The organism is Candidatus Thiopontia autotrophica, from assembly GCF_982804495.1.
Map to the genome: position 1 here is coordinate 25,458 of NZ_CEYDPX010000013.1, position 18,338 is coordinate 43,795.

Here is an 18,338-nt window from a genome sequence, read left to right on the forward strand (position 1 = left end):
GTGGAACCGAACCGACTGACTGAGTACCGCCTCGAGAGCGATACCCAATCTCGATATTACGAATCTCCTCGACATTAACCTTCTCAACGCTGGCAATTGGGTATGGTGGAACCCAGTGTGGTCCAGGCATCGTACTGGTGAAATATTTTCCAAAGTAGAGTTCAACCCCACGTTCTGCCGGATCAACAATATAGATACCGGACAGCATCCAGACTGCCACCAATAGACCAACTATGGTTCCTGCCCCTATCATGCCGCCGCCACCACTCTTGCCGGAAGGTGAGGTACTGCCGCCTCCGCCTGAACCCTTGCCTCCAAAAATCTGGGAGATTGATCCCTGCAGCTTCTTTATCACCTCATCGAGGTCGGGTGGTTGCTGGCTATTCTTGCCGCCCCCCCATGGGTCACTGTTCCCTGGCCGTTTACGACCGGAATCATCGTCCCATCCCATCTCTGTTTTTCCTGCTGTTACAGATTGACTCTGTATCACTTTATCTTTCATGTAATGTCCTTATATAACCGCAGGAATTTATTTCCTGCTCTGCTTCCCTGGTAGTGTTTTCTGAATTTACTATTATCGACTATTACTAACTCTCTCAAGAAGCTGTAGATGATCCAGTGTTTTGCGCGGGAGTTCAACCTCCATCTTCCATCCACCGTCATCAAGAAATGATTCCGCAACAACACCACCCTCCTGATGCAGATTTGCGTGCAGTTTTCCTTCATGAGAATCGAGCATAACAGTACCGCAAATCGACTCTCCACAGAAGCGTTCGGTAAGAATATCCAGCAACAGATCAACCCCCTCACCGCTCTTGGCAGATATCCAGACACGAGTCACCTCACCATCTGCATTACGATCAACCCGAGGTCCCAGTGAGTCGGCAAGGTCAATTTTATTGTAGACCTCAATTTGCGGCACCTGGTCTGCCCCTATCTGTGAAAGCACCTCATTAACCTGTCCAATATGGTCTTGAGAGTCCTCATGGACTGCATCAATCACATGAAGCAGCAGATCGGCCTCACAGGTTTCAACCAGAGTAGAACGAAATGCCTTGACCAGATCATGTGGCAGATCCCTGATAAACCCTACCGTATCTGCAAACACCACCTTTATTCCACCAGGAAGCTTGATGCTGCGCAGAGTTGGATCAAGTGTTGCGAACAGCTGATCCGCAACGTATATATTCTCGTCGGTAAGGTAGTTAAAAAGTGTTGATTTGCCGGCATTGGTATAACCGACCAGGGATATAGTGGGAACTGTTGCTCGCTGTCTGGAGCGACGCCCCAGTGAACGGGTGGCATCTACCTTCTCCAGCCGTTTGGTAATCTGTTTGATGCGCTGGGCAATCATGCGACGGTCACTCTCCAGCTGGGTCTCGCCAGGGCCGCGCAGACCAATACCACCCTTCTGCCTCTCCAGATGAGTCCATCCTCTAATCAACCTGGTTGAGAGGTGGCGCAGTTGAGCCAGCTCAACCTGCAACTTGCCCTCATGAGAACGGGCACGCTGAGCGAAAATATCCAGAATAAGTGTTGTACGATCCAGTACACGACACTGAAACAGCTCTTCCAGATTACGCTCTTGGGCTGGAGCCAGTGCATGGTTGAATATAACCATATCCACATCTTCAGCAGCCACAATCCCCTTTATCTCCTCCGCCTTGCCACTGCCGATAAAATATTTGGAATCAATGGAATTTCGCTTTACTACAATTGTATGGATAATCTCAGCACCAGCAGAATCGGCAAGAAGCTCAAACTCCTCGACAATCTCATACGGATTTATTTCATGCAGATCAAGATGAACCAACAGGGCACGATCACCACCCTGATGGCGTTCAAAAAACTGGGCCAAACGTTATAAGGAGATTACTCTTCTTCCTCGTAATCAATGGTTACTGGTCTGGAAGGGACAATTGTAGAAACAGCATGCTTGTAAACCATCTGACTCACGGCACTCTTGAGCAGTATGACAAACTGATCAAAGGAGTCAATATGTCCCTGTAGCTTGATTCCATTAACCAGAAAAATGGATACGGGTATCTTCTCCTTGCGAAGTGCATTAAGGAATGGTTCCTGTAACTGTTTGGCTTTCGTGCTCATTTTCCACACCTTTCTTATTGTTTTTATAATTCGGCTATTCAGTGTACCAAAAATTAGCGGGAATAAAAATCACCTATTGCGGACATTGTTGAATATGTGCTCAGCCATTCCGTTACCTCCAGGCTCCATCCACTTGATATCTGTTGGCCAGTTACGTAGCCATGTAAGCTGGCGCTTCGCAAGCTGTCTTGTTGCAACCACCGCCCTATAGAGCATCTCCTCCCTATCCATAACCCCATCAAGATACTCCCACACCTGCCTATACCCAACTGAGCGCATGGACGGAGTATCCAGAGAGAGATCTCTACGTCTTTTCAATCTCTCGACCTCTTCGATAAACCCTGACTCCATCATGATGGATAGACGTTGCTCAATTCTCTTGTGCAGAAGTGAACGATCGTCAGGAGATATCGCAACCATCAACAGTGCATCCGGGTTTAACCCCTCCCTTTTTTTCTGTTGCTGCAGTTCACTCATGGGTACTCCGCTTATCCGGTAAACCTCAAGAGCACGGATAATGCGCTGCGGATCATTTCTGTTTATGCGCGCAGCTGCAACTGTATCAATATCAGAAAGCTGTTTATATATCCTCTCTATCCCTTTGTCTTTGATATCTTTTTCTATTTCCAGACGCACCGAGCGATCAGATTCTGGTAGAACAGAGAGGCCAAATTGAAGGGCCCGAAAATAGAGCATGGTGCCGCCCACCAACAGAGGAATATTGCCGTTTGCCCTGATCTCCTCAATCTCTTGCAGGGCATCATCCCTGAAACGGGCTGCCGAATATGGCTCGGCTGGGTCTACGATATCAATCAGACGGTGTGGTGCACGCCTCAATGTCTCGCTGCCCGGCTTGGCAGTACCGATATCCATCCCCCTGTAGACCAGAGCAGAATCAACGCTAATTATCTCAAATGGGTAATTCTCCACCAACTCAACAGCAAGATCCGTTTTACCGGCAGCCGTTGGCCCGGTCAGAAAAACCAGCGGCTCAGCTGAAGAACCTGCACTACTGCCCACGGAGAAAGAGCCCATCCAGCTCATCCAGTGTCAACTGCCCCCAGGTTGGGCGACCATGGTTGCATTGACCACCTCTTTCAGTCTGCTCCATATCCCTCAACAGGGCATCCATCTCCGGTATCGTCAACTGCCTCCCTGCACGCACAGAGCCATGACAGGCTATAGTGGCCAACACCTCGTTTATTCTCTCCTCCACCATCGCACTGCTCTCATGCTCAACCATGTCGGCCAGCAGGTCTCTTGCCAACTGCTTCACATCAACATCTGCCAACAACAGCGGAACCTCTCTGACTGCCATTGATAGCGGACCACTCAACTCAACCTCCAATCCTAGCTTTCTGAATAGCGGCTGCTGCCGCTCTACAATCTCCACCTCCCTCTCACTTATCGAGACAGTTACCGGAACCAACAAACGCTGGGTGCGAATACCGGCATCAGCAATAGCCTGCTTGAGTCGCTCATAGGTAATACGTTCGTGGGCCGCATGCATATCGACAATAATCAAGCCATCACTGTTTTCCGCAAGAATGTAGATGCCATGAATCTGGGCTACAGCATGGCCAAGCGGATATTCACCAGATCTCTCATCCACCGGATAGTCTGGCGCTTGACGTTCCCCAACTACAGAAGAACCGGCTGCCCCAAACTGCAGACCAAGAGAGCTGCTTTTCGGCTGCGCAATCTCGGCCCAACGGTCAGACTGCTCTACCGCAGATCGCTGTTGCAGCTCTCCAGTCTCCCGATCTACCACCTCTCCAACACCATTAGCCCCAGCCGATGCTGGGTGGCCTGGGCGGTCTGCAGCCAGCGCATCCCGCACACTCTTGAAAAGAAAACCGTGAACCTGTCGACTCTCTCTGAACCGTACCTCATGTTTGGTTGGGTGAACATTGACATCCACCATCTCGGGATCCATCTCTAAAAACAGAAGATAGGCCGGATGGCGGCCATGAAACAGGACATCCTGGTAGGCCTGACGAACTGCGTGAACAACCACACGATCCTTGATCATTCTCCCATTCACAAAAAAGAACTGCTGATCAGGCTGACTGCGGGAGGCGGCCGGCTGCGCGACCCACCCCTTGATCGCCATTCCTGAAACCTCACTCTCAAGGTAGAGCGCATGATTAACAAAGTCACCACCCAGGACAGCTTGAATTCTACGTTCCCACTCATCCTGGCCGCCGCCAGATGGATACTCCCGCACCACTCGCCCATTGTGCTTCAGTACCAGCATAATCTCTGGGTGAGCCAGCACCATGCGCCTCACCACATCCTCCATGTGGCGGAACTCCGTCTTCTCGGTACGCATGAATTTCCTGCGCGCCGGGGTATTAAAGAATAGATCCCTCACCTCTACTGTGGTTCCCTCTGGATGTGGGTCGGGTTGCGGGGACTGCAACTCCAGGCCGCCATCAGATGACACTCTCCACCCCTGAGAATCTTCTACAGAATGGGAGATCAGCTGCAGACGAGAAACTGATGCAATGCTCGGTAGTGCCTCTCCCCGAAACCCTAATGTAGTAATTCGTCCAAGATCATCCACACTTCCGATCTTGCTGGTTGCATGGCGATCAAGCGCCAGCGCAAGATCTTCCTGGACAATGCCTCTGCCGTTATCCCTGACTCTGATCAGTCTCTGCCCTCCCTCCTCAACATCAATCCAGATACGAGTTGCCTCCGCATCAATGCTATTCTCCAGCAACTCTTTCAACACTGAAGCGGGGCGCTCAACCACCTCACCAGCTGCTATCTGGTTAGAGAGCTGGGTAGAGAGTTTTTTTATTCTTGCTGTCATCACTACTGAATTCTTATCTTCTGACCAATCCTTAACATATCACTCAACCCGGGATTAAGCTTGCGTATATTACTCAGGGAGATCCCGCTCTTCTTTGAGATCGAACTAAGCGTGTCCCCCCTCTTTACCCGGTACTCTCTCCCCTTTATTGATGCATTTGTCCTGACAGATTTACCGCCCCCAAGTGACGGATATTTTGCGGCAAACTGACGTACCGCCTTCATCATCGCATTAGCCAGCTTCTGCTGATGCGCAGATGTGCGTAACAATCTCTCCTCTCTGGGGTTGGTGATAAAGCCGGTCTCCACCAACATTGACGGAAAATCAGGCGCCTTCAATACAGCAAAGCTGGCTCTGTGCACTCTGTTGCCATGAAGATCACCAATCTTCTTCAGCTCCTGGAGAATAATCCCTGCAAGATCAACACTGATTTTCTGGTTGGCACCTCGCTCCATATCCCTAAGTGCATATGCCAGACCACGTGACTCACGCTTCCTGTCCACCCCACCTATCCGGTCAGACCTGTTCTCACGTCGTGCCATCCACCTCGCCATCTCCGATGATGCACGCTTGTCCGAAAGCACGAAAACCGATGCCCCGTGTGCCGATTTTTTCTTGAAACCATCAGCATGGATCGATATCAACAGATCCGCGCCACTTTTTCTCGCCTTGCGGATACGCCCCCCCAGGCTTACGTAATAGTCTCCCTTGCGAATCATAACCGCACGCATCCCGCTCTCTTTACTGATCAACTTCTCCAGGCGGCGAGCGACACTCAATACGATTCTCTTCTCCTTTGTCCCCTTGTGACCGACCGCACCGGGATCCTCCCCGCCATGGCCGGCATCAATTGCAATCGTCAGCCTCTTTCTACTCCCCGATTTCTGTTGGCGATCCGGTTTGGCAACCCCCACCTTGCTCTCCAGATTATGGAGGTCAAGCACCAGACGGTGACCATAACTCTCATTTGGGGGTAAAACAAACGATCGTGCCTCAACCCCCCTGAGGAGCACAAACTCGACAACAAACTGATTCCCCCCCTGTGCCGACCAGGTCTTAACTGACTTGAGCCTTGGATCCTCCTTCACGACTGCATCCAGAGAGAGCACAGGCTGAGCTCTCTTCAGCTTGAGAATAACCTTTCCCGGATTCCCGCTCTTGGAGAGCTTGTACTCAACCTCACTATCAAGATCCAACACAATCCTGGTATGGTCTGGCGCAGGCCAGAGGCGGATCCCAAAAATTGATGTTATATCACCAGCCTTGGAAGGAAGAGCATGCAGCAGTGGTAGAGCACCTGCAATCTGCAGAAAACCGCGTCTGTCCATTATCTCTCTACCATCCGCTTAAACTGTTCCCTGACCGCATCTAGCAGCTTTTGGTCACCCTCACAAAGAGCTCTTCTGCCATCACCAGACTCCTCCAGTGAGATGGAAAAGTCTGGATCGGGCAGAATATCCACCCCACGATCCGGCCACTCAACAAGCAGAATGGAGTCCTCCAGATAATCCCTTATCCCCATAAACTCCAGCTCCTCAGAATCACAGAGACGATAGAGATCAAAATGGTAGACCCTGGATCCTGCCAACTTGTATGGCTCTACAAGCGTATAGGTTGGACTCTTCACATTCCCCCGGTGTCCCAGCTCCCTGATAAAGCCACGAGAGAAAGTTGTCTTGCCCATTCCCAGATCCCCTTGCAGAAACAGCAATGCAGGCGGCTTGATCAGCGTAGCAAAGGCCGCACCAAACTGCTCCATCTGTTGTTCATCTGCAATTTCAAGAATCATCGCAACGCATTATACTACCTAAATCCTGCAAGTGATCGTGCCTGATATGTGCAATAGATTGATTCGTAGAGCGAATTTTCGACCGCTCGGTATACTTATTGATATACTCAAGGGAGAAAATATCGCTATACGGATCAAGGGATTGTGCAGAGTAGGCGCGAGCACTTGCAGGATTTAGGTACTAAGTAAGCATGAATCCCAATCAACTAAAAAACGAAATTCGACAGTGGGCGACCGAACTCGGTTTTCAGGGATTTGGGGTAACCCATCGTGATCTTCGTACTCATGAACAGGCTCTGCAGCAGTGGACAGCACAAGGGTTCCATGGCGAAATGGAGTACATGGTGCGTCATGGCAGTAAACGTAGCCATCCGGAAGAGCTGATTCCCGGCACCCTCTCCCTGCTCTCCTTTCGCATGAACTACCTGCCACCAGATGCTGCCGACTCATGGGAGATCATAAATCGATGCAGCCTGGGCTTTATCTCCCGCTATGCACTTGGCCGTGACTACCACAAGGTGATGCGTAATCATCTGGCGAAACTGGCGCAAAGAATCGGCGAGGCCATTGGACCATTTGGGCATCGGGTATTCGTTGACAGCGCTCCCGTTCTGGAGAGAGGGATCGCAGAAAACAGTGGTATCGGGTGGATAGGCAAACACACCAACCTCATCCACGAAAAAAGTGGCTCATGGTTTTTTCTTGGAGAGATCTATACCGACCTCGAGCTGGAACCTGACAGCAGCGCCACCAACCACTGCGGTGACTGCAGCAAATGCATCACCATCTGCCCGACTCAGGCCATTATTGCCCCCTACCAGCTGGATGCACGTCGCTGTATCTCCTACCTTACAATCGAGCTCAAGGGTTCAATACCGGTAGAGTTTCGCAAGGCTATCGGGAACAGAATATATGGCTGTGACGACTGTCAACTTATCTGCCCATGGAACCGCTTCGCACTGCCCAGCAGTGAGCCGGACTTCAAGATCCGCCACAGCCTTGATGCACCAGAACTGCTTGAGCTGTTCAGCTGGAGCGAAGAGAGATTTCTCGGCAAGATGGAGGGGTCACCAATCCGCCGTATAGGGCACGAACAGTGGTTGCGCAATATTGCAGTTGCCCTCGGGAATTGCGAGATGCATAAAGGGGGGAATGCAGGGATAACTATGGCGCTAAGAGATAAACTTGAGCACCCATCAGAGATAGTGAGAGAGCATGTTACCTGGGCGCTTGAACAACAGAGCGCTCAGACACCAGAGATAAAATTCTGACGATAAAACTTCATCTCCTCAATCGACTCCTGAATATCAGCCAGTGCCGTGTGTGCTCCACTCTTTGTAAACTGATCCAGCAACTCTGGTCTCCAGCGCTGAGCCAACTCCTTCAACGTGCTGACATCAAGATTACGGTAGTGAAAATACCCCATCAACTCCGGCATCTCTCTTGCCATAAAACGGCGATCCTGGCAGATACTGTTACCGCACATCGGTGACTTCCCCTCAACCGTATATTTGCGTACAAACTCCAGAGTCTTGAGCTCGGCCTCTCTCATCGAGACCCCCTCCCCGCGAATTCTGCGAATCAATCCAGACTCACCATGAGTTCTGGTATTCCACTCGTCCATCCCTGCAATTGTCTCTTCTGTCTGGGTAATGGCAAATACCGGCCCCTCAGCCAGCACCTCCAGATTCTTGTCCGTTACGATAGTGGCGATCTCGATGATAGTGTCACTCTCCGGCAACAGTCCCGTCATCTCCAAATCAACCCAGATTAGATTCTCTTCCATATTCCTTACTCACGCTTTCCTCTTTATAATATCCCGATTGTATCAAACAGACCAAGGAACCAATTTGGAAACCGCACAACTTTTTACCGCCCTGTTTCTGCTCATGGTTGCAGTTCATCTGCTTATTGAGTGGTGGCTCTCAAGCAGACAGATTGCATCAGTACAGAAAAACCGTAGCGCTGTACCATCCCACTTTACAGACACCCTGACCCTTGAAGAGCATCATAAGGCGGCTGACTACACTACAGCCAAACAGAAGCTGGGGCAGATTGAACAGATCTATGGAACCATACTGCTAATTGGGTGGACGGTTGGTGGTGGCCTGGAGTGGCTTGACCAGAGCTGGCACGGATTCGAGATGGAGCTACTCTATCTTGGCATTGGTGTCATTCTCTCATTCTCCATAATCAGCAGCATCCTGGGAATGCCATTCTCCATCTACAACACATTCTACCTGGAGGCTGGCTTCGGCTTTAATCGCACCACGGTATCAACCTACATAACCGACATCATCAAGCAACTGATACTCTCCCTGCTGATTGGTGTCCCCCTGCTGATGCTTATTCTGTGGTTAATGAGTGCGGCAGACCCACTCTGGTGGCTCAAGGTATGGGCTGTCTGGATGGGGTTCACCCTGCTTATGATCTGGGCCTGGCCAACATTTCTTGCCCCCATCTTCAATAAATTCACCCCCCTGGAAAATGAAGAGCTGACAGAGAAGATCGAAAACCTGCTGCAGACAGCTGGTTTTGATTGTGATGGTATCTTTGTAATGGATGGCTCCAAACGCTCCGGACATGGCAATGCCTACTTCACCGGACTCGGCAAAAAGAGAAGGATCGTCTTCTTCGACACCCTGCTGGAGACCCTCAGTCATGCAGAGATTCTGGCTGTACTTGCCCACGAGCTCGGCCACTTCAAAAACGGTCATATCAAAAAACGGCTGATACTGACTGCCGCCCTCTCGCTTGTTGCCCTCGCAATCCTGGGGTGGCTAATTGAACAGACCTGGTTCTACCAGGGGCTGGGGATGAGCACCAAATCGAGCCATGCTGCTCTGATGCTCTTTATGATGGCATCACCTGCATTCTCTTTCTGGATCTCTCCAATAATGGCAGCCTATTCCAGAAAGCATGAGTTTGAGGCTGACGATTTTGCTGCCGAACATGCCGACGCCAGCGCCCTGACCAGCGCACTTGTCGCCCTCTACAGAGAGAATGCAGCAACAGTCACTCCTGATCACCTCTATTCGGCCTACCATGACTCACACCCTCCGGCACCGGTAAGAATCTCGCACCTTGAAAAGAGTGGTTAGAAGGTTAGAATAGCCACATAATTAAATAACTACAAAATGGATGGAAATCTGAAAATGGCAAAAACAACACAACTAATATCGGCCCTTCTATTTACCCTGTTACTTCCAACAGCAGGAGTAGCCGACACAGAAAATGGGCAGGAGCTGCATGATGCCGAATGTCTACGCTGCCATGGCACCGAGCCATACATGAAAGAGGATACAAAACTCAAAACCATATTCGACCTGAAACGCCAGGTCAGCATGTGCATCACCATGACCGGGGCTGGTGCAGACTGGTTCCCCGAGGATCAGGATGATGTTGTCGAATACATGAATAAGGCCTTCTATCACGTCAAGTAGGATGTCCAGCCCTGGGCAGATCATCACCCGCCAGGGGGATCGCCTGATTGTTGCCACCTCACTCAGCAACACCCATCCCAATACTGTCCGCTGTGCCCAGCGCAAAAAACTGCCTCCGCTGGCAATCGGAGACTGGGTAACCTGGGAACCTACAGGAGACAATGAAGGGGTAATCACCACTCTCGAAGAGCGCAAAAGCCTGCTCGCCCGTCCAGACCCCTTCAACCAGCGCAAAAAGCCGATAGCGGCAAATGTCGAGCAGATAGTTATTGTCACTGCGCCTGAGCCAGGCGTTGATCTCCTGCAGATTGACCAGATTATGGTTGCAGCCGAAGCAACCAGCATCGCCTCCATTATCGTGATAAACAAATCTGACCTGCTTACAGCAGAGAGCCGAGACAAGATGGATGAGAAACTACATCACTACAGAAACCTTGATACTCAGATACTCTGGACCAGCACAAAAACCAGTAACGGTATTGAGCCGCTACAACAGCAGCTGACTGACAAAAGCAGCGTTCTGGTAGGGCCTTCAGGGGCCGGCAAGTCATCGATCATCAAACAGCTGCTTCCCGACCATGAGATTGCCGTCGGTGCACTCTCGGCAGGTATAAGCAAGGGTAAACACACCACCAGTGTATCCACCCTCTATCAACTAAATGGTGGAGGTAGCCTTATCGACTCCCCCGGAATAAGGGAGTTCGGAATCTGGGATCTAGACGAAGAGACAATCCGCAACGGCTTCAGAGAGTTTGATGAGTACGCAGGCAGATGCCGTTTCAGCAACTGTCGTCATCTGAACGAACCCGGGTGCGCAATTAGCGAGGCAGTCACCGCAGGGGAACTCTCTGCGGGAAGAGTGGAAAACTACCGCCAGCTAATAAGCAAGTAACAGTGGTTCAAGTAATCGCAATCTTGCACAGGCGGCCGTCTGACATCAATATTCCTGGCGTCCTGTCATAGCGTGACCAAGGGTGCCGCTATCAACATACTCAAGTTCGCCACCAAGCGGGACCCCATGTGCAATACGGGTTGAACGGATACCCTTGGCCCGAGCCATCTCGCTTATAAAGTGAGCTGTCGCCTCCCCCTCAACTGTTGTATTGGTTGCCAGAACAACCTCCCTGACATCACCGGAGGCAAGACGCCTGTCCAGAATATCCAGACCCAACTCATCCGGCCCAATCCCGTCCAGTGGAGAGAGATGCCCCATCAATACAAAGTAACGACCACGATAACTGGCGCTCTGCTCCAGAGCCAACACATCCATCGGACTCTCCACGATGCAGATTAATGAGTCGTCACGTCTGCGATCAGAGCATTGAGGACAGATATCCTCCTCGCTCAATGTACGGCAACTTTGGCAGCGTCCTACGCGTTCAACCGCCTCCGAGATGGCGTGTGCAATCCTGCGACCCCCGTCACGATCACGCTCCAGCAGATGGTACGCCATCCGCTGTGCAGACTTTGGGCCGACCCCAGGCAGGCAGCGCAGTGAATCGATCAGTTCATCAATCAGAGACATAAAACAGGATAGATAAAACGGTTTGAATCAGAACGGCAGCTTCATTCCTGCAGGCAGATTCATTCCGGCAGTCATTCCGGACATCATGTCACGGCTGTTATCCTCAACCTTGTGGACAGCATCATTTACCGCAGCAGCCACCAGATCCTCCAACATATCCTTATCATCCCCAACCAGAGAGTCATCAATTACCACGCGACGCACCTCATGGCTACCAGTCATTGTGACCTTTACCAGACCACCGCCAGACTGCCCCTCTACCTCTTTGGATGCCAACTCTTCCTGAGCCTTCTGCATATCTTCCTGCATTTTCTGGGCCTGCTTCATCAGACCACCAAGACCACCTTTCATTCTATACTCCGCACATTTTACAATAAGTTAAATAGACAACATAAACCAAAACATAAACTAATTTGTGACAGGCCTGATTGAATCTTTCACAACCGATCCATTAAATACCGACTGCAGAGACTGAAAATCCTCATCCTGAATGATCACCTCTTCCGCCCTGGAACGGGCAACCTCCTCCCTCTGCTCTGCGCGCAGGGCCGGCGTATCAGCCAGATCACCCTTGCTTACAACAATAGATAAGCTGATATCACTCTTCATATAGGCAGACAGTGCAGCCCCTATCTGCTCCTCTCTCTCCCTATTCAGAAACATCTCGCTTCTCTTCGGGATCTCAATCACAACCTTGTCCCCCACCTGCTCTCTGAACAGACTGTTTCTGACTAACTGACCTGCCGCCCCCTTTACCCCAATCTCCTTTACAACCTGCTCCCATCCATCAGTGGAGAGAGTCGCCGTTGAAGGGGTATCGGCAATTGTAGTTGGAGTTGTAGCTGGTGCAGCCGCTTTGACTGCATCTGAGCCCGTGGTTGCACTCTTGACTGAACTCCCGCCTGAACTCCTGGCCACACTGTTCTGTGATTTTACGTCACCACCCCCCCCGGTTGCCCCTGTTACTGGACGAAACGCCAGCATCCGCAGCAGCACCATCTCCAGGCCGCTACGGGGGTTGGCTGCCATTGGCATATCCTTGCGCCCGGTCAGAGCAATCTGATAAAAGAGCTGTAGATCCTCAGGTGAAATTCTCTGAGCCAACTCCACCCACTCAGCATCAACACCACGGTCCGTGGCCACACTTGGCACCATCTGTATCAGTGCCATCTGGTGCAGCTGTGCAATCAGCTCCACAAGCACAGCAGTAAAATCAACTGCCTGTTCCGCCAGCTCCTCTACCTGCTGCAGCAACACCTCTCCATTACTGTCAGAGAGAGCTCCGACAATCCGCAACAGCTGACGGTGCTCAATGGTGCCCAGCATTGTGGCCACTTCGGCCTCACGCAGAGTGCCACCACCAAAGGCAATTGCCTGGTCAACTAGGCTCAGGGCATCACGCATACTCCCTTCGGCCGCCCTGGCAATTGGTGCCAGCGCAGCACCCTCCATCGCTACACTCTCCTTCTCCATCAAATCCACCAGATAGGTCTCAATCCTCTCCTCGGAGATACGCTTGAGATTAAACTGCAGACAGCGCGAACGGATAGTAACCGGCAGCTTCTGCGGATCAGTCGTCGCCAACAGGAACTTGACGTGTGGTGGCGGCTCCTCCAGCGTCTTCAACAGAGCGTTGAAACTGTGGTTAGAGAACATATGCACCTCATCAATCAGATAGACCTTATAGCGCCCCTTGGTCGGCATATACTGAACGTTATCCAGTAATTCACGAGTCTCGTCCACCTTGGTACGAGATGCCGCATCAACCTCGATCAGATCAACAAAGCGCCCCTCATCAATCTCACGACAGGCATTGCACTCACCACACGGCGTTGAGGTAACCCCATTGGTTTCGCAGTTAAGTGATTTTGCAAAGATCCTGGCAATGGTCGTCTTGCCCACACCACGGGTACCGGTAAAGAGGTAGGCGTGATGCAGCTGGTCACGATCCAGCGCATTGACAAGAGCCTGCAACACATGCTCCTGTCCCACCATCTCGCTAAAGTTGCGGGGACGCCATTTACGCGCAAGTACCTGATAAGACATTTAATATATATTCAAAAATAAAAAGGCGGCCTTCCGCACCAGCCACACCTCGGCACATAAATCCGCTGCTGCCGCTGCTCCCTTCCGGGCCTGACGGGGTTCACAACATATTATTGCGAGGGGACCAATGCGGTCGACCATTAACTGAACCGCATAATCATAACAAATATGGGAAGCCTGGAAACCACTGAATTAGTTGTCTGCTGCCCATCTCAGCTTCTGCTGTCGAGACAACTGCTTCAGCGCAGCCTCCGCCACTGATGCCTCGCTACGTCCGGAAAAGCTCTTCTGTCCCAAAATCCGGACAGGTCTGTTTATTCTGGTGAATTTCGCCCCCTTTCCAGACTGGTGTTGCAGAAAACGGCGCTCCACATCGGTAGAGATGCCCGCATACAGATAGCCATTCTCGCACTCCAGCAGGTAAAGAGACCACTCACTATCCATTTTAGTACTCATATCTATCTGTGGATATTAGTAAAACCTGATTATTGATTTCAAGCAAAAAAGGGCTGTTTTACGACAAATCAAGAAGTTAGAAAAAGGTTGAGCTTTCTTATCAGTTAATTGTATGCATCATAGCAAAACAGTCGGTTACGAACACTTTATAAATTACTTTCTTGATCTGTTTTGTAATCCGATGGATCTTTGAAGAGAAACCGGCTTCTCCACACAATCTGTGGATAAAGTTGTAGATAACCATAATTTTAGAGAGATCTGCCAGACTATTTTCAGAGAGAAGCGAATTGCCTATTTTTTAAGCACGTAAAATAGCGTCTATTTATAACCTCTTTTTTGCACGTTGATAGCCCCCCAAACCCCCATAACTCTACATAACCATCTCCGCCCTTACCACATAACGCAATGGGCCTCCGGAAGAGAGCGCATTAAATGGGTAGCAGGTCACCAGCAAAAGCTGACTGATCCTGTCATCACTAAATATCTGGCCATCTCTGGAATCAACCACATCCAGCGCTACCACTCGATAGAGATCGCCCCTCCCCCTGCTGTTGATCAGGGTTATCTCATCCCCGACATCAACCCGTTCCAGCACCCTGAAATGGGTGTCCCGGTGGGCACTTATCATCATCACCCCACTCTCGCCCGGAGCAGCACTCTGAATATTCCAGCCCGGGGCAAAAGCGAGGGAAGAGCCGCTATCCCCTCGCAACACAATGTAATCCTCATCCTGCCCGGAAAAGAGAAGACGGGCCACCGGCCAGTGGTCGGCCCACGGCCAGGGCTTGAATGGCTTGCCTGATACAACCGTCTGACTCCAGGCAAACTCCAGCAAGCCCTGTGCCACAACCGCCTTGGCCTGAATCCAGAGACCACTCCCAAACAGCGCCCCGCCAACAGCAAGTGAGAGAAGCGCCACAACAGTACGAGCCCGCATCTGCATCCCCACTACGCCACAGATCTTCTGCGCAACAGCAACAGAGAGAGTAGCAACAGCACTGCCCCACCCATCATCTGAAGCTCCGAGCTGGTGGCGGTTTTTGCCAGTCTCAGCGGTGAGAGGCTATGTTTCATCCTCACCTCATGCTGCTCAATCTCGCGCAACTTGTCTGCAGGGGTCATGTCAACTGCCACCAGACTGGTGTACTTGCTAACCAGGTGGTAACGGTGGGCTAGCTGAATAATTGCATTGCGCACATCCGCCTCATCCGCGCCCTCCACCCTCCTGTCCATCCACGACTCAATCATCCCCCTGCCAAACAGCACCCCCAGACCAGACTGCTCGGCACCTCCCGCAAGGGTGACCTCACTGCTCCACTCCATGCCACCCAGAGTTCCGCTCACAACTGCCTTTGTTGGTATCTGTCTCATCTTCATCGAGATCACCACCGGCTCGCCCCGATAGAGATCCGGCACCCTCTCCGGCAGCATCTGCACCACCTCGCCCTCCACCCCCTCCAGCCTTACCTCAATATTGGTCAGTACCGCCTGCTCCATTTTGGTAAACAGAGCGTTCATCTTCTCTGCCACTTCGCCATTATCACCAATATAGGTAAAGGTGCCGCGCCCAAAACTGGCAGACTTGCGCATAAAGTAGCTGTTTGGCGCACTGCCGATACCCACAGTAAAGAGGCGTCTATCCCCAAGGTGATTGTTTATGTAACGGAACAGCTCCTCCTCATTACCCACCGCACCATCGGTAATAAAGACTACCTGAGCGAGATGACCGCTACCGCTCTCACCCTTTGAGCGCTGCCCAAGGGCAAGCCTTAGCGCCTTCATCATCTCGGTGCCGCCATCTGCATCAAGACGGGAGACAAAGAGGTCGGCCACCCTGAGCGCCTCCGGTGTTGCCCTCCACGGGACATCAAAAAGCCTGTCTGCCTCACTATTGAACTCCACAATATTAAAGGTGTCATCCGGGTTAAGCCTGGCCAGTGCCTTCCTCAGCGCATCCTTCGCCTGCTCGATCGACTCACCAGACATTGAGCCCGAGGTATCGATCACATAGGTCAGCTCTCGGGGTGGAGCCTTGACCAGGGCACTATCGAGTGGCGGCATCACCATCAACAGCCCGTGCTGCTCTGTCCCATTACCCTGTTCAGTAAAGAATGCGGCCCGTGGGGCACTGCCAATCCTCGGCCTCCAGTAGAGGACAAAATCATGATCTATGGCATGATCTGCGCTATCCAGGGTAACCCTTCTTTTACCCTCTCCAGCGCTGCCTGACGGGATCTCCTTCACCACCTGGTGGTAGCGACTGACCATCTCGTCCAGAGGAAAACCGGCATTCAGGTTTACCGTCAACGACACTGGAGGGTTATCACTCTTCGAGCGCCCACCGGCATCATTACCATCCACATTGGCAACCGGCATAACCCCCCATCCACTATTCAGTTGCAACAATTCGACCAACTCACCCCTCTTGCTCTCATCCTGCAGATTGTCCGGTGGCAGATAACGGGGAGTGACAGCCATTGGATAACGAACTGAGAACTTCCCATCCACCCAACTCAACAGCTCCTGATACTCAATCTCTATCTCAACCGAGCCATGGGGGGCAATATTGGCGACAGAAGTGGTAAACAGGTCCGCTCTGACCTGCTCTACCAGTGATGCCCTCTTGCCTGCACTCTTGGCTTTTTGGTATATCTTTCTGGCCAGCTGCTTCTCCTGAATTATCCCCTCAATAATCCTCTCACCAACTATCATCCTCATGTGATCAACTGCTGCGGTCTCCGGTAGCGGGAAGGCATACACCCCCTCCACCCAGCCATCACCAGGGTTACTGAATTTCTGTCTCACCCTGGTTCGGGCAACCGGCCCTGCAACATCTATAACCACATCTGTCGAGATGATTGTTGCAACCTCATACTCATTTGGGCGATCCGTCTTCAGCAACAACTCGCCACTCTTTACATCATTCATCCTCACCAGCTCTGCCGCACCCGCGACACCTGACAGAACCATCCACAAAACCGACAACAGAAACACCCTTCTCATAACACCACCCCAAGCAGTCAAATAAAAAGGCCCTCCCCAACCAAGGGAGGGCAACAGGAGGAGTCACCAAGTGGTGACCAACGAAGAGTCCCCATTGAAGCAGACAAAAGTGACGAAACCGTGCGCTAAAAGTGGTGATGTAGTGACCAACTAATGTCGGAAAAATGCGCAACAAATGACAAACCTCTGCGTTATGCAATTAACGACACATAGCGTCGCAACATACCAATAGTATTGAGTCAGGCAAACAGATAGAGGGAGAAGAGAGATGAGCTATCACATAGCAATCGTAGAAGATGACCGGGACATACTGGACAACTATGCAGACGTATTGGCAGACAAGGGATACCGGGTCTCCCCTTTCACCAACGCAGAAGACGCCTGGAATGCATTCAACCAGGAGACCCCGGACCTTGCCATTCTCGACATCCAGCTCAAGAACCAGCCCGATGGCGGCTTTGATCTCCACCGCAAGATAAACACCCTCTTTCCGGAAAAACCGACCCTCTTCATATCCGGTAGAGATAGCGAAATGGACAAGATAACCGGACTAAAACTCGGCGCCTGGGACTTTATGAGCAAACCGGTTGGCCTCGACTACCTTACCGAGAGAGTGCGCTCCTTGATCCAGATTAGCGAAAGCAGAACCAACAACACAGTAGAGGTAATCCCCTACTCACAGATCGGCCTGCGGATAAGTGAAGAGCAGATGACAGTACACTGGTTTGGCAACAGAGTAGATCTCACCCTCACAGAGTTCTACATCCTCAACCTGCTGGCTTCACAACGGGGGCGGGTACGCAGCTACGATGAGCTAAAGGGGATAACCCGTCAACGCTACGTAGAGGCCAACACAGTTACCGGCCACATCAGACGGATCAGAAGAAAATTCCAGAAAATCGACCTCAAATTCAAGGGGATCAAGAATGTCCATGGAGTTGGGTATCGGTGGCAGGGGTAACTCTCCAGCGGAGCACGCTGATACCTAAATACAGTCAGGAATAACGCTCCAGATCACTGCCGATATCAGTATCAATTACCACTAGCCTTACACTCCTGCTGATGCCGCCGGCTATCAGATTACGGATAGCATTGCGCCCACCGCCACCAACACCCATTACCGTAATCCTCGCACCAGAAGGCCTCATCACC

General features: G+C 51.4%; 19 protein-coding genes and 1 other RNA gene. 5 read left to right on the plus strand and 15 right to left on the minus strand.

Annotated features, from left to right (window positions below; translation table 11 throughout):
- The 7 genes from AC3ZFK_RS05300 to tsaE form a co-directional block, all read right to left on the minus strand.
- Positions 1 to 502: protease modulator HflK N-terminal domain-containing protein (locus AC3ZFK_RS05300; RefSeq protein ID WP_489433744.1), on the minus strand; the 502-nt coding region annotated here is incomplete at its 3' end.
- A gap of 72 nt (positions 503 to 574) precedes the next feature.
- Positions 575 to 1,858: a ribosome rescue GTPase HflX gene (gene hflX / locus AC3ZFK_RS05305; protein WP_487506811.1), complete on the minus strand. Its 1,284-nt coding sequence runs from the start codon at positions 1,856 to 1,858 to the stop codon at positions 575 to 577.
- Between the two features lie 14 nt (positions 1,859 to 1,872).
- Entirely contained in the window at positions 1,873 to 2,106 is a 234-nt protein-coding gene (gene hfq, locus AC3ZFK_RS05310) for an RNA chaperone Hfq (RefSeq protein WP_487506810.1), read from the minus strand.
- A 69-nt stretch (positions 2,107 to 2,175) separates the two neighbouring features.
- A complete protein-coding gene (gene miaA, locus AC3ZFK_RS05315) occupies positions 2,176 to 3,141 on the minus strand; it encodes a tRNA (adenosine(37)-N6)-dimethylallyltransferase MiaA (protein ID WP_487506809.1) in 966 nt (321 codons plus the stop codon).
- Positions 3,116 to 4,924, minus strand: coding sequence for a DNA mismatch repair endonuclease MutL (mutL, locus tag AC3ZFK_RS05320; RefSeq protein WP_487506808.1), 1,809 nt, complete (start codon positions 4,922 to 4,924; stop codon positions 3,116 to 3,118). Before mutL ends, miaA begins: the two co-directional genes overlap by 26 nt.
- Before the next feature lie 2 nt (positions 4,925 to 4,926).
- Entirely contained in the window at positions 4,927 to 6,252 is a 1,326-nt protein-coding gene (locus tag AC3ZFK_RS05325; RefSeq protein WP_487506807.1) for an N-acetylmuramoyl-L-alanine amidase, read from the minus strand.
- The gene (tsaE, locus tag AC3ZFK_RS05330) at positions 6,252 to 6,713 is read right to left on the minus strand and encodes a tRNA (adenosine(37)-N6)-threonylcarbamoyltransferase complex ATPase subunit type 1 TsaE (protein WP_487506806.1); all 462 of its coding nucleotides are present in this window, start codon (positions 6,711 to 6,713) and stop codon (positions 6,252 to 6,254) included. Before tsaE ends, AC3ZFK_RS05325 begins: the two co-directional genes overlap by 1 nt.
- Positions 6,714 to 6,904: 191 nt before the next feature.
- On the opposite strand from tsaE, the gene queG reads away from it, so the two are divergent.
- A complete protein-coding gene (queG, locus tag AC3ZFK_RS05335; RefSeq protein WP_487506805.1) occupies positions 6,905 to 7,984 on the plus strand; it encodes a tRNA epoxyqueuosine(34) reductase QueG in 1,080 nt (359 codons plus the stop codon).
- Here queG and orn read toward each other — a convergent pair.
- Positions 7,960 to 8,499 carry an oligoribonuclease gene (orn, locus tag AC3ZFK_RS05340; RefSeq protein ID WP_487506804.1) on the minus strand — a complete coding sequence of 180 codons (540 nt, stop codon included), beginning with the start codon at positions 8,497 to 8,499 and terminating at the stop codon, positions 7,960 to 7,962. The two genes, queG and orn, sit on opposite strands and share 25 nt — an antisense overlap.
- 64 nt (positions 8,500 to 8,563) lie before the next feature.
- Between orn and AC3ZFK_RS05345 the strand changes: the two genes are divergently transcribed.
- The 3 genes from AC3ZFK_RS05345 to rsgA are packed head-to-tail and all read left to right on the plus strand — an operon-like array spanning position 8,564 to position 11,048.
- Entirely contained in the window at positions 8,564 to 9,814 is a 1,251-nt protein-coding gene (locus AC3ZFK_RS05345) for a M48 family metallopeptidase (RefSeq protein ID WP_487506803.1), read from the plus strand.
- 54 nt (positions 9,815 to 9,868) lie between these two features.
- The gene (locus AC3ZFK_RS05350) at positions 9,869 to 10,156 is read left to right on the plus strand and encodes a c-type cytochrome (protein WP_487506802.1); all 288 of its coding nucleotides are present in this window, start codon (positions 9,869 to 9,871) and stop codon (positions 10,154 to 10,156) included.
- A gap of 1 nt (position 10,157) precedes the next feature.
- On the plus strand, positions 10,158 to 11,048 hold the full coding sequence (gene rsgA, locus AC3ZFK_RS05355) for a ribosome small subunit-dependent GTPase A (protein ID WP_487506801.1): 891 nt from the start codon (positions 10,158 to 10,160) through the stop codon (positions 11,046 to 11,048).
- Positions 11,049 to 11,093: 45 nt separating this feature from the next.
- On the opposite strand, the gene recR is transcribed toward rsgA, so the two are convergent.
- The 7 genes from recR to AC3ZFK_RS05390 form a co-directional block, all read right to left on the minus strand.
- A complete protein-coding gene (gene recR, locus AC3ZFK_RS05360; RefSeq protein WP_487506800.1) occupies positions 11,094 to 11,681 on the minus strand; it encodes a recombination mediator RecR in 588 nt (195 codons plus the stop codon).
- 27 nt (positions 11,682 to 11,708) lie between these two features.
- The gene (locus AC3ZFK_RS05365) at positions 11,709 to 12,032 is read right to left on the minus strand and encodes a YbaB/EbfC family nucleoid-associated protein (RefSeq protein ID WP_487506799.1); all 324 of its coding nucleotides are present in this window, start codon (positions 12,030 to 12,032) and stop codon (positions 11,709 to 11,711) included.
- Positions 12,033 to 12,089: 57 nt separating this feature from the next.
- Positions 12,090 to 13,727: a DNA polymerase III subunit gamma/tau gene (gene dnaX, locus AC3ZFK_RS05370; protein ID WP_487506798.1), complete on the minus strand. Its 1,638-nt coding sequence runs from the start codon at positions 13,725 to 13,727 to the stop codon at positions 12,090 to 12,092.
- Between the two features lie 33 nt (positions 13,728 to 13,760).
- Positions 13,761 to 13,857, minus strand: an RNA gene (gene ffs / locus AC3ZFK_RS05375) — signal recognition particle sRNA small type.
- Between the two features lie 62 nt (positions 13,858 to 13,919).
- Positions 13,920 to 14,183 carry a GIY-YIG nuclease family protein gene (locus AC3ZFK_RS05380; protein ID WP_487506797.1) on the minus strand — a complete coding sequence of 88 codons (264 nt, stop codon included), beginning with the start codon at positions 14,181 to 14,183 and terminating at the stop codon, positions 13,920 to 13,922.
- A 370-nt stretch (positions 14,184 to 14,553) separates the two neighbouring features.
- Positions 14,554 to 15,120 carry a class GN sortase gene (locus tag AC3ZFK_RS05385; RefSeq protein WP_487506796.1) on the minus strand — a complete coding sequence of 189 codons (567 nt, stop codon included), beginning with the start codon at positions 15,118 to 15,120 and terminating at the stop codon, positions 14,554 to 14,556.
- 11 nt (positions 15,121 to 15,131) lie between these two features.
- Positions 15,132 to 17,186: a marine proteobacterial sortase target protein gene (locus AC3ZFK_RS05390; RefSeq protein ID WP_487506795.1), complete on the minus strand. Its 2,055-nt coding sequence runs from the start codon at positions 17,184 to 17,186 to the stop codon at positions 15,132 to 15,134.
- 268 nt (positions 17,187 to 17,454) lie between these two features.
- On the opposite strand from AC3ZFK_RS05390, the gene AC3ZFK_RS05395 reads away from it, so the two are divergent.
- Positions 17,455 to 18,147: a response regulator transcription factor gene (locus tag AC3ZFK_RS05395; protein ID WP_487506794.1), complete on the plus strand. Its 693-nt coding sequence runs from the start codon at positions 17,455 to 17,457 to the stop codon at positions 18,145 to 18,147.
- The last annotated feature ends 191 nt before the right edge of the window (positions 18,148 to 18,338 follow it).

Excerpts from the sequence above, each read along its gene's own strand:
- queG (WP_487506805.1), top strand. The coding sequence starts at position 6,905 with ATGAATCCCAATCAACTAAAAAACGAAATTCGACAGTGGGCGACCGAA.
- AC3ZFK_RS05385 (WP_487506796.1), bottom strand. The coding sequence starts at position 15,120 with ATGCGGGCTCGTACTGTTGTGGCGCTTCTCTCACTTGCTGTTGGCGGG.
- mutL (WP_487506808.1), bottom strand. The coding sequence starts at position 4,924 with ATGACAGCAAGAATAAAAAAACTCTCTACCCAGCTCTCTAACCAGATA.
- dnaX (WP_487506798.1), bottom strand. The coding sequence starts at position 13,727 with ATGTCTTATCAGGTACTTGCGCGTAAATGGCGTCCCCGCAACTTTAGC.
- AC3ZFK_RS05395 (WP_487506794.1), top strand. The coding sequence starts at position 17,455 with ATGAGCTATCACATAGCAATCGTAGAAGATGACCGGGACATACTGGAC.
- tsaE (WP_487506806.1), bottom strand. The coding sequence starts at position 6,713 with ATGATTCTTGAAATTGCAGATGAACAACAGATGGAGCAGTTTGGTGCG.
- miaA (WP_487506809.1), bottom strand. The coding sequence starts at position 3,141 with ATGGGCTCTTTCTCCGTGGGCAGTAGTGCAGGTTCTTCAGCTGAGCCG.
- AC3ZFK_RS05390 (WP_487506795.1), bottom strand. The coding sequence starts at position 17,186 with ATGAGAAGGGTGTTTCTGTTGTCGGTTTTGTGGATGGTTCTGTCAGGT.
- rsgA (WP_487506801.1), top strand. The coding sequence starts at position 10,158 with ATGTCCAGCCCTGGGCAGATCATCACCCGCCAGGGGGATCGCCTGATT.
- AC3ZFK_RS05380 (WP_487506797.1), bottom strand. The coding sequence starts at position 14,183 with ATGAGTACTAAAATGGATAGTGAGTGGTCTCTTTACCTGCTGGAGTGC.
- recR (WP_487506800.1), bottom strand. The coding sequence starts at position 11,681 with ATGTCTCTGATTGATGAACTGATCGATTCACTGCGCTGCCTGCCTGGG.
- AC3ZFK_RS05325 (WP_487506807.1), bottom strand. The coding sequence starts at position 6,252 with ATGGACAGACGCGGTTTTCTGCAGATTGCAGGTGCTCTACCACTGCTG.
- hfq (WP_487506810.1), bottom strand. The coding sequence starts at position 2,106 with ATGAGCACGAAAGCCAAACAGTTACAGGAACCATTCCTTAATGCACTT.
- AC3ZFK_RS05365 (WP_487506799.1), bottom strand. The coding sequence starts at position 12,032 with ATGAAAGGTGGTCTTGGTGGTCTGATGAAGCAGGCCCAGAAAATGCAG.
- AC3ZFK_RS05350 (WP_487506802.1), top strand. The coding sequence starts at position 9,869 with ATGGCAAAAACAACACAACTAATATCGGCCCTTCTATTTACCCTGTTA.
- orn (WP_487506804.1), bottom strand. The coding sequence starts at position 8,499 with ATGGAAGAGAATCTAATCTGGGTTGATTTGGAGATGACGGGACTGTTG.